At 58.7% G+C, this 9,353-nt stretch carries 11 protein-coding genes; 1 reads left to right on the forward strand and 10 read right to left on the reverse strand.

Annotated features, from left to right (window positions below; genetic code table 11):
• The 7 genes from hscB to trmJ all read right to left on the reverse strand — a co-directional run.
• Positions 1-519: co-chaperone HscB (hscB, locus tag ACIOVB_RS25405; RefSeq protein WP_187680637.1), on the reverse strand; the 519-nt coding region annotated here is incomplete at its 3' end.
• Positions 520-527: 8 nt separating this feature from the next.
• Complete coding sequence (iscA, locus tag ACIOVB_RS25410) at positions 528-851, reverse strand: iron-sulfur cluster assembly protein IscA (RefSeq protein ID WP_401272034.1); 324 nt, start codon at positions 849-851, stop codon at positions 528-530.
• 34 nt (positions 852-885) lie between these two features.
• Positions 886-1,272, reverse strand: a complete 387-nt coding sequence (iscU, locus tag ACIOVB_RS25415) for a Fe-S cluster assembly scaffold IscU (RefSeq protein WP_003227907.1) — start codon at positions 1,270-1,272, stop codon at positions 886-888.
• 83 nt (positions 1,273-1,355) lie between these two features.
• On the reverse strand, positions 1,356-2,570 hold the full coding sequence (locus ACIOVB_RS25420; RefSeq protein ID WP_401272035.1) for an IscS subfamily cysteine desulfurase: 1,215 nt from the start codon (positions 2,568-2,570) through the stop codon (positions 1,356-1,358).
• 50 nt (positions 2,571-2,620) lie between these two features.
• Complete coding sequence (gene iscR / locus ACIOVB_RS25425; protein WP_007956690.1) at positions 2,621-3,112, reverse strand: Fe-S cluster assembly transcriptional regulator IscR; 492 nt, start codon at positions 3,110-3,112, stop codon at positions 2,621-2,623.
• A 182-nt stretch (positions 3,113-3,294) separates the two neighbouring features.
• Complete coding sequence (cysE, locus tag ACIOVB_RS25430; RefSeq protein WP_187680639.1) at positions 3,295-4,071, reverse strand: serine O-acetyltransferase; 777 nt, start codon at positions 4,069-4,071, stop codon at positions 3,295-3,297.
• A gap of 3 nt (positions 4,072-4,074) precedes the next feature.
• Positions 4,075-4,845, reverse strand: coding sequence for a tRNA (cytosine(32)/uridine(32)-2'-O)-methyltransferase TrmJ (trmJ, locus tag ACIOVB_RS25435; RefSeq protein WP_008084663.1), 771 nt, complete (start codon positions 4,843-4,845; stop codon positions 4,075-4,077).
• 145 nt (positions 4,846-4,990) lie between these two features.
• Here trmJ and suhB point away from each other — a divergent pair, with 145 nt between their 5' ends.
• Positions 4,991-5,809: an inositol-phosphate phosphatase gene (gene suhB / locus ACIOVB_RS25440; RefSeq protein ID WP_401272036.1), complete on the forward strand. Its 819-nt coding sequence runs from the start codon at positions 4,991-4,993 to the stop codon at positions 5,807-5,809.
• 60 nt (positions 5,810-5,869) lie between these two features.
• On the opposite strand, the gene ACIOVB_RS25445 is transcribed toward suhB, so the two are convergent.
• The 3 genes from ACIOVB_RS25445 to secD all read right to left on the reverse strand — a co-directional run bounded on the left by ACIOVB_RS25445 (position 5,870) and on the right by secD (position 9,331).
• Positions 5,870-6,418 carry a glycine zipper 2TM domain-containing protein gene (locus ACIOVB_RS25445; RefSeq protein ID WP_187677955.1) on the reverse strand — a complete coding sequence of 183 codons (549 nt, stop codon included), beginning with the start codon at positions 6,416-6,418 and terminating at the stop codon, positions 5,870-5,872.
• Between the two features lie 120 nt (positions 6,419-6,538).
• Positions 6,539-7,453 carry a protein translocase subunit SecF gene (secF, locus tag ACIOVB_RS25450; protein ID WP_187677956.1) on the reverse strand — a complete coding sequence of 305 codons (915 nt, stop codon included), beginning with the start codon at positions 7,451-7,453 and terminating at the stop codon, positions 6,539-6,541.
• Positions 7,454-7,462: 9 nt separating this feature from the next.
• Positions 7,463-9,331: a protein translocase subunit SecD gene (secD, locus tag ACIOVB_RS25455; RefSeq protein ID WP_401272038.1), complete on the reverse strand. Its 1,869-nt coding sequence runs from the start codon at positions 9,329-9,331 to the stop codon at positions 7,463-7,465.
• Positions 9,332-9,353: the final 22 nt, after the last annotated feature.

The raw sequence follows: 9,353 nt of genomic DNA on the forward strand, positions 1-9,353 counted from the left end.
ATCGTCGAGGCGCTCTTCTAACTGGCGCACTTCGTAGGTGAGCTTGTCGAGGAATTGCATGCGTCGCATCAGGCGTTCAGCCTGTTCGCGTTGCGCTGCATCATCCCAACAGGCTGCGAAGCTTTCGTTGAGTTCTTCCTGGGCCACTTTCAAGCGACGCTTGAACACCGCGACACCGTCCAGATCGGCGCTGTCCTGGAGGTCTTCGAGCTCTTCGCGCCACTGCATCTGCTGCAGAAGAAACTCGGGGTCGTGAACCGTGACTTCCATCGGCACTTCATGACCGCTGACTTTCAGCAGATAGCGCGCACGCTGCGGCGGGCTCTTGAGCGTCTGATAAGCATCGTTTAGCCGCGCAGACTGCTCGAGCGCCGACCGCTGCTCGCGCTCGGAAGCGTCGGCAAAACGGTCAGGATGAACGCCGCGCGCCAACTCACGGTAGCGCGTGGCCAACTGCTCGAGATCCAGACGGAAGCTCGGTTGCAGCTCGAATAAAGCGAAATGACAAGGAATACCCACGACAAGCCTCAGATGTTGAAGCTTTCGCCGCAGCCACATTCACCGCGCACGTTGGGGTTGTTGAACTTGAAGCCTTCGTTCAACCCTTCCTTGACGCAATCGAGTTCGGTGCCGTCCAGGTAGGCCAGGCTTTTCGGGTCGATGATCACTTTCTCGCCGTGACTTTCGAACACCTGATCCTCTTCAACCACCTCGTCGACAAACTCCAGCACGTAGGCAAGGCCGGAACAACCTGTGGTGCGAACACCCAGACGAATCCCTTCACCTTTGCCGCGCCCGTTGAGGGAGCGTCGCACGTGCTGAGCAGCCGCTTCTGTCATGCTGATAGCCATCGTTGACTCCTTACTCCTCGCCAAATCCAGAAAGTCAGATCAAGCCTTTCTTCTGCTTGTAATCGCGAACAGCCGCTTTGATAGCGTCTTCAGCCAATACCGAGCAGTGAATTTTCACTGGTGGCAGGGCCAATTCTTCGGCCAGCTGGGTGTTCTTGATGGTTTCGGCTTCATCCAGGGTCTTGCCCTTCATCCACTCGGTGGCGAGGGAGCTGGAAGCGATTGCCGAACCGCAGCCGTAGGTCTTGAACTTGGCGTCTTCGATAACGCCCTGATCGTTGACCTTGATTTGCAGGCGCATGACATCGCCGCACGCCGGAGCGCCGACCATGCCAGTGCCGACATCCGGGTCTTCCGCGTTCATCTTGCCGACGTTGCGCGGGTTTTCGTAGTGGTCGATGACCTTTTCGCTGTAAGCCATGATGCTTAATCCTCACTCATCAGAGAGTCGCTCTTTAAGCCCTGCAACCGTGGGGCGCAGGGCCGGTTCGCGGCGACTTGAAATCAGTGTGCCGCCCACTCGATTTTCGAAATGTCGACACCGTCTTTGTACATGTCCCACAGCGGCGACAGAGCGCGCAGCTTGGTAACGGCCTCGCAGACTTTCTGCGCGGCGTAGTCGATTTCTTCTTCGGTGGTGAAACGGCCGAAGGTGAAGCGGATCGAGCTGTGCGCCAGTTCGTCGTTGCGGCCCAGGGCGCGCAGTACGTACGAAGGCTCAAGCGATGCCGAGGTGCAGGCGGAACCGGACGAAACCGCCAGATCCTTGAGTGCCATGATCAGCGACTCGCCTTCAACGTAGTTGAAGCTCAGGTTCAGGTTGTGCGGAACGCGGGCGATCAGGCTGCCGTTGACGTACAGCTCTTCCAGATGCTCGACCTGCTTGTAGAAACGGTCGCTCAAGGCTTGGATACGAACGTTTTCAGCAGCCATGTCTTCTTTAGCTACACGGAACGCCTCGCCCATACCAACGATCTGGTGAGTCGCCAGGGTGCCGGAACGCATGCCACGCTCGTGACCGCCGCCGTGCATGGTCGCTTCGATGCGCACACGCGGCTTGCGGCTGACGTACAACGCGCCGATGCCTTTAGGGCCGTAGGTTTTGTGGGCAGAGAACGACATCATGTCGACTTTCAGCTTCTGCAGGTCGATCTCGACCTTGCCAGTGGACTGAGCAGCGTCAACGTGGAAAAGGATGCCCTTCGAACGAAGCAGCTCGCCGATGGCGGCGATATCGTTGACGGTACCGATTTCGTTGTTCACGTGCATGGCCGACACGAGGATGGTGTCTTCGCGCAAAGCGGCTTCGATCATGGCCGGAGTGATCAGACCGTCTTCAGTCGGATCAAGGTAGGTGACTTCAAAACCTTCACGCTCGAGTTGGCGCATGGTGTCAAGGACAGCCTTGTGCTCGATCTTGGAGGTGATCAGGTGCTTGCCCTTGGAGGCGTAGAAATGTGCCGCACCCTTGATTGCCAGATTGTTGGACTCGGTGGCGCCGGACGTCCAGACGATTTCACGCGGATCAGCGTTGACCAGATCGGCCACCTGACGACGAGCGTTTTCGACGGACTCTTCAGCTTTCCAGCCGAACACGTGGGAACGGGAAGCCGGGTTACCGAAGTTTCCGTCGACCAGCAGGCATTCACTCATTTTTTGCGCAACGCGCGGATCGACCGGGGTGGTCGCAGAGTAATCAAGGTACATCGGCAATTTCAAGGACTATCTCCTAAATCAGGCTGGCGGGCGTGCCGCTAGCTCTTTGGCTGTCATTCGACGGCGGACGCTTCAATCTTGTCCAGGCGCGGCGCCTTGCCATTGCAACGACGCTGATCCTGACGCTGGGCTACTTCTTGCACCTCACGGCGAGTCACAAGATCAGCCAAGCTGATACCGCTGAGAAATTCGTGAATCTGCAGGCTAAGGTCGCACCACAGGTGATGGGTCAGGCAAGTGTCGCCGGAATGGCAATCGCCTTGGCCCTGGCATTTGGTGGCATCAACCGATTCGTTAACCGCATCGATCACCTGTGCAACCTGGATGCCCTGCATGTCGCGGGACAACTGGTAGCCACCGCCCGGACCGCGAACACTGGATACCAGATTGCTGCGTCGCAGCTTGGCGAAAAGCTGTTCGAGATAGGACAGGGAGATGCCTTGGCGCTCGGAGATATCGGCCAGGGACACCGGCCCGTGCTGCGCGTGCAACGCCAGGTCGAGCATGGCGGTCACGGCGTATCGGCCTTTTGTAGTCAGTCGCATGGACAGTTACCACGGAGTTCAGAATGGGCGGGAGTATGCAATTCCCGAGCATTTAAGTCAACTATAAGACCTAGTGCTTTAGTCGGGTTTACCCGCAAAAGAGCGCGCGAATGATATCAGGGTCTGCGGCTTAATGGCACACCGGTTGCCGGATGTGCCGTGCAGGAGCTGCCGCAGGGGTGTCAGCCAGTTTTGGATTCGTCTTTGCCTTTTACACAGGCGAAATCCTCTTCGCGCAGCTCAGGCAAATCTTTCGCACAGTAATTACTGCCCAGATCCTTCAGTGCACCGCACATCCCCTCCAGTCGCCCATCCACCGCTTGCAGGTGATCGAGCAACTGACCGATGGCGCGCGCCACAGGGTCAGGCATGTCTTCGCTGACACCATAGGCATCGAAGCCGATTTTCTCGGCCATGGCCTTGCGCTTGGCGTCCTGCTCCTCATCGGATTTAACGATGATTCGCCCCGGAATACCCACGACCGTCGCGCCCGGCGGCACCTCCTTGGTCACCACAGCGTTGGAGCCGACCTTGGCCCCGGCGCCGACAGTGAATGGCCCAAGCACTTTCGCTCCGGCACCGACAACAACACCATCACCCAAGGTCGGATGACGCTTGCCTTTGTTCCAGCTTGTGCCGCCAAGGGTCACACCCTGATAGATGGTCACGTCATCGCCAATCTCGGCGGTTTCGCCAATGACGATACCCATGCCGTGATCAATAAAGAAGCGTCGACCGACTTTCGCCCCCGGGTGAATCTCGATCCCGGTCAACCAGCGACCAAAGTTCGACACCAGACGCGCCAGCCACTTCAGGTCATTGCGCCAGAGCATCCCGGCCAGACGATGAATCCAGATCGCGTGCATACCGGGGTAGCAAGTCAGGACTTCAAAAGCGTTACGCGCCGCCGGATCTCGATGGAATACGCTTTGGATATCTTCACGCAAACGCTCAAACATCATTCAGTCCTTCCGTTTCAGAAGCTCACCACGGGCCGCTTTTTGGGTTTCCGTGAGGATGCCACGCAATATATTCATTTCCGCCCGGCTGACCGAGCTGCGTCCGTACAACCGGCGCAGGCGCGCCATCAGGTGCCGCGGCTTCTCAGGATCGAGGAATTCGATGGCGACCAGCGTCTGCTCCAGATGCTCATAGAATCGCTCCAGCTCATCCATGGTCGCCAGCTCGGCGCTTTTTACCGAAGCCACTTCTTCCTTCTCGATCTTGCTCGGCTGACCTTGTGCGGCCAGCCATGCCATGCGCACTTCATAGCTCAACACCTGCACCGCCGCCCCAAGGTTCAGCGAACTGAACTCAGGATCGGAGGGGATGTGCACGTGAAAGTGACATCGCTGCAGCTCGTCATTGGTCAGGCCGGAATCTTCACGACCGAACACCAGCGCAATCTCTGCGCCCTGCCCGGCTTCCTCAACCACTTTGGTGCCGCATTCGCGCGGGTCCAGCAGCGGCCAGGGAATACGCCGATCACGGGCGCTGGTGCCGAGCACCAGATTGCAGCCGACCAAGGCATCTTCCAGGGTGGCGACGACCTGGGCGTTTTCAAGGATGTCACCGGCACCGGAAGCGCGAGCATCGGCCTCGTGGTGCGGAAACAGGCGCGGCTCGACCAGCACCAAGCGCGACAGACCCATGTTTTTCATGGCGCGCGCAGCCCCGCCGATGTTGCCGGGGTGGCTGGTATTGACCAGGACGACACGAATGTTCTGCAGCAAGGGAGGCGCTCTCGGACACAGGAAAGGGGTGCAAATCTTACAGAACAGCCTACCGTTAAGCTATGAAAGCGAACAGCAACCTTCACCTGAAGAAAAGTTCTGATAGAATGCGCGGCTTTCTTTAACAACCTTAGGTGACACATCCATGCAGCCCTTGCAGAATATCCACCTGCGCGCCGCCCCCAGCACCAGTGAACTCATCATCCGCTCCATCGAGCGCCTGGATACCATCAAGGTCGACGAAAAAGACGCCAAGGATTATGTATCCGAGGTGGATCGCGCCGCCGAACAGAAAATCATCGACGCGCTGCGCAAGGCTTACCCGAACCACTCGATCCGCGGTGAAGAGACTGGCCTGCACGCCGGTACCGGCATCGAAGGCGAAGAATACCTGTGGATCATCGATCCGCTGGACGGCACCACCAACTTCCTGCGCGGCATTCCACACTTTGCTGTCAGCATCGCCTGCAAATACCGTGGTCGCCTGGAACACGCTGTTGTTCTGGATCCGGTTCGCCAGGAAGAATTCACCGCCAGCCGTGGTCGCGGCGCGCAACTGAACGGTCGTCGCCTGCGCGTCAGCGGTCGCACCAGCCTCGACGGCGCCCTGCTGGGTACCGGCTTCCCGTTCCGTGACGATCAGATGGACAACCTCGACAACTACCTGGGCATGTTCCGCGCCCTGGTTGGCCAGACTGCCGGCATCCGCCGCGCCGGTTCCGCCAGCCTGGACCTGGCTTATGTAGCTGCTGGTCGTTTCGACGCGTTCTGGGAGTCGGGCCTGTCCGAGTGGGACATGGCTGCAGGCGCCCTGCTGATTCAAGAAGCTGGCGGCCTGGTGAGCGACTTCACCGGCGGTCACGACTTCCTTGAAAAAGGCCATATCGTTGCCGGCAACACCAAATGCTTCAAGGCAGTGCTGACGGCTATCCAGCCGCACCTGCCAGCCTCGCTGAAGCGCTAAGCTTTACGCGAAACGAAAAAAAGCACCCTTCGGGGTGCTTTTTTTTAAACGCTCGGACTATTACTGAGCAGGCTCATTCTGCGACAGAACCAGCTTGCCTTCCTTGTCGACCGGAATCTGGTTGCCCGGATCACGATCCATCCGCACCTTGCCTTCCTTGCCATCCAGCGAATAACGCACGTCGTAACCGACAACTTTGTCACTGATGTCATTCACCGTGTTACAGCGAGTCTGCGTGGTGGTGTAGGTATCGCGATTCTGCATACCTTCCTGCACCTTGTTACCGGCATAACCGCCACCAACCGCACCGGCCACGGTGGCGATCTTCTTGCCAGTACCGCCGCCGACCTGATTACCCAGCAAACCACCCGCTACCGCACCAATCGCGGTACCGAGGATCTGGTGTTGATCCTTGACCGGCGCCTGGCGGGTCACGGCTACATCCTTGCACACTTCACGTGGAGTCTTGATCTGTGTTTTGACCGGTTCAACAGCCAGTACTTGCGCATACTCAGGGCCGCTTTTAACCAGGCTGTAGGTGGCAACAGCACCCCCGGCAGTCACACCGACAGCACCCAATACCGCACCAACCAGCAACGACTTGTTCACATGAACCTCCTGACCATCACATGCGGGACGCGCCCGCGCTTCTCCCAGCCTTGGAGCATAAAAAAAGGCGCGAGTTCAACTCGCGCCTTTTTCGGCTGACAGCGGGGAAAACGATGGCCGTTATGGACGGTCGTCGACTTCCTTCTCGGTGTTGACCGGAGGAATCAGATCCTCAGTGGTCAGGTTCAGCCAGATCAGCACCACGTTAGCGATGTAGATCGACGAGTAAGTACCCGCCAGAACTCCGATAAACAGGGCGATGGAGAAGCCGAACAGGTTGTCGCCACCGAAGAACAGCAGTGCCGCGATCGCCAGCAAGGTGGAGATCGACGTCGCCATGGTGCGCAGCAGGGTCTGAGTGGTCGAGATGTTGATGTTCTCGATCAGCGTCGCCTTGCGCAGCACGCGGAAGTTCTCACGTACCCGGTCGAATACCACGATGGTGTCGTTCAGCGAGTAACCGATGATCGCCAGCACCGCCGCCAGTACCGTCAGATCGAAAGTGATCTGGAAATACGACAGGATACCGATGGTCACGATCACGTCGTGGATCAGCGAAACAATGGCGCCGACCGCGAACTTCCACTGAAAGCGGAAAGCCAGGTAGATCAGGATGCCGCCGAGCGCCAGCAGCATGCCGAGGCCGCCCTGGTCGCGCAGCTCTTCACCGACCTGCGGGCCGACGAACTCGACACGCTTGACCGTTGCCGGGTTGTCGCCGCCGACCTTCAGCAGCGCTTCCGCTACCTGATGGCCCAACTGCGGGTCTTCACCCGGCATCCGCACCAGCAGATCGGTAGTCGCACCGAAACTCTGCACGACGGCTTCGTGATACCCCGAAGTCACCAGTTGCTCGCGCACCTTGGTGACATCGGCCGGACGCTCGTAGGTCAGCTCGATGAGCGTACCGCCGGTGAAGTCCAGCCCCCAGTTCATGCCCTTGGTGAAGACACTGAACATAGCCAGCAGGGTGAGGAATACTGTGACGCCGAACGCGAAGTTGCGAACGCCCATGAAGTTGATTGTACGTAACATGGCAGCCCCTTAAATCCACAACTTCTTGAAGTCACGTCCGCCGAAGATCAGGTTGACCATCGCGCGGGTCACCATGATGGCCGTGAACATCGAGGTAAAGATCCCGAGGGACATGGTCACTGCGAAGCCTTTGACCGGGCCGGTGCCCATCGCAAAGAGAATCCCGCCGACCAACAGAGTTGTCAGGTTGGCGTCGAGAATCGCAGTGAATGCCCGGCCGAAGCCTTCGTTGATTGCGCGCTGCACGGTCATGCCGGCGGCGATCTCTTCGCGGATCCGCGAGAAGATCAGTACGTTGGCGTCAACCGCCATACCCATGGTCAACACGATACCGGCGATACCCGGCAGGGTCAGCGTTGCACCCAGCAGCGACATCAGCGCCAGCAGCAACACCATGTTCACCGACAGAGCGACAGTGGCGATGATGCCGAAGAAGCGGTAGATGGCGATGATGAACAGCGACACGAACAGCATGCCCCACAGCGATGCATCGATACCTTTGGTGATGTTGTCAGCACCCAGGCTCGGGCCGATTGTGCGCTCTTCAGCGAAGTACATCGGCGCTGCCAGACCACCGGCACGCAACAGCAGCGCCAGCTCGGACGATTCGCCCTGACCGTTCAGGCCAGTGATGCGGAACTGAGCACCCAGCGGCGATTGGATAGTCGCCAGGCTGATGATCTTCTTCTCTTCCTTGAACGTCTGCACCGCGACGTCTTTCTCGACGCCATTAACCATTTGCTTGGTGTAAGTGGTGACCGGACGCTGCTCGATGAAGATCACTGCCATGCTGCGACCGACGTTCGAACGAGTCGCACGGCTCATCAACTCACCACCGTGACCATCCAGACGGATGTTCACTTCAGGTGTGCCGTGCTCGCCGAAACCGGCCTTGGCGTCAGTCACCTGGTCACCGGTGATGATCAGGCCACGCTCGATCTGCGCAGGAGGACGGTTGCCCTCACGGAATTCAAAGCTCTCGGAAGTGGCTTTCGAAGCACCCGGCTCTGCAGCCAGACGGAACTCAAGGTTGGCCGTCTTGCCCAGAATACGCTTGGCTTCGGCAGTGTCCTGCACGCCTGGCAGCTCAACCACGATGCGGTTGGCGCCCTGACGCTGAACGATTGGTTCGGCAACACCCAGCTCGTTGACGCGGTTACGTACCGTGGTCAAGTTCTGCTTGATGGAGTATTCACGGATTTCCGCCAGCTTGGCCGGGGTCATCGCCAGACGCAGCACCGGTTGACCGTTGAGGTCGGCCGGAACAATGTCGAAATCGTTGAAGTTCTTGCGGATCAGCGCACGGGCCTGTTCGCGGGAATCTTCATCGCTGAAGCCCAACTGAATGGCACCGCCCAGTTGCGGCAGACTGCGATAGCGCAGCTTCTCTTTACGCAGCAGGCTCTTGACGTCGCCTTCGTAGACTTTCAGGCGTGCATCGAGGGCTTTATCCATGTCCACTTCCAGCAGGAAGTGCACACCACCGGACAAGTCCAGGCCCAGCTTCATCGGGTGCGCGCCCAGATTGCGCAGCCATTGCGGGGTGGTCTGTGCCAGGTTCAGCGCGACGACGTAGTCATCACCCAATGCCTTGCGCACAACGTCTTTTGCCGGCAGCTGGTCTTCAGCTTTGGCCAGACGGATCAGACCACCCTTGCCGTTGTCCGCCAGCGTGGCAGCCTTGACGGTGATCCCGGACTCTTTGAGCGCGGTGCTTACGCGATCCAGATCGGCCTGATTGACCTGCAGTGCCGTGCTGGCGCCGCTCACCTGAATGGCCGGGTCATCGGGGTATAGATTGGGAGCGGAATAAATCAGACCGATCGCCAGCACCGCCAGGATCAGAATGTATTTCCACAGAGGGTATTTGTTCAGCATCACGCCGCCCGTTATTAACGCG

It is taken from the genome of Pseudomonas sp. NPDC087639, from assembly GCF_044743385.1.
Taxonomy (GTDB): domain Bacteria; phylum Pseudomonadota; class Gammaproteobacteria; order Pseudomonadales; family Pseudomonadaceae; genus Aquipseudomonas.

Coding starts and splice junctions, on each gene's coding strand:
- iscA (WP_401272034.1), bottom strand. CDS start 851: ATGGCTATCAGCATGACAGAAGCGGCTGCTCAGCACGTGCGACGCTCC.
- iscU (WP_003227907.1), bottom strand. CDS start 1,272: ATGGCTTACAGCGAAAAGGTCATCGACCACTACGAAAACCCGCGCAAC.
- iscR (WP_007956690.1), bottom strand. CDS start 3,112: ATGCGACTGACTACAAAAGGCCGATACGCCGTGACCGCCATGCTCGAC.
- cysE (WP_187680639.1), bottom strand. CDS start 4,071: ATGTTTGAGCGTTTGCGTGAAGATATCCAAAGCGTATTCCATCGAGAT.
- suhB (WP_401272036.1), top strand. CDS start 4,991: ATGCAGCCCTTGCAGAATATCCACCTGCGCGCCGCCCCCAGCACCAGT.
- secF (WP_187677956.1), bottom strand. CDS start 7,453: ATGTTACGTACAATCAACTTCATGGGCGTTCGCAACTTCGCGTTCGGC.
- secD (WP_401272038.1), bottom strand. CDS start 9,331: ATGCTGAACAAATACCCTCTGTGGAAATACATTCTGATCCTGGCGGTG.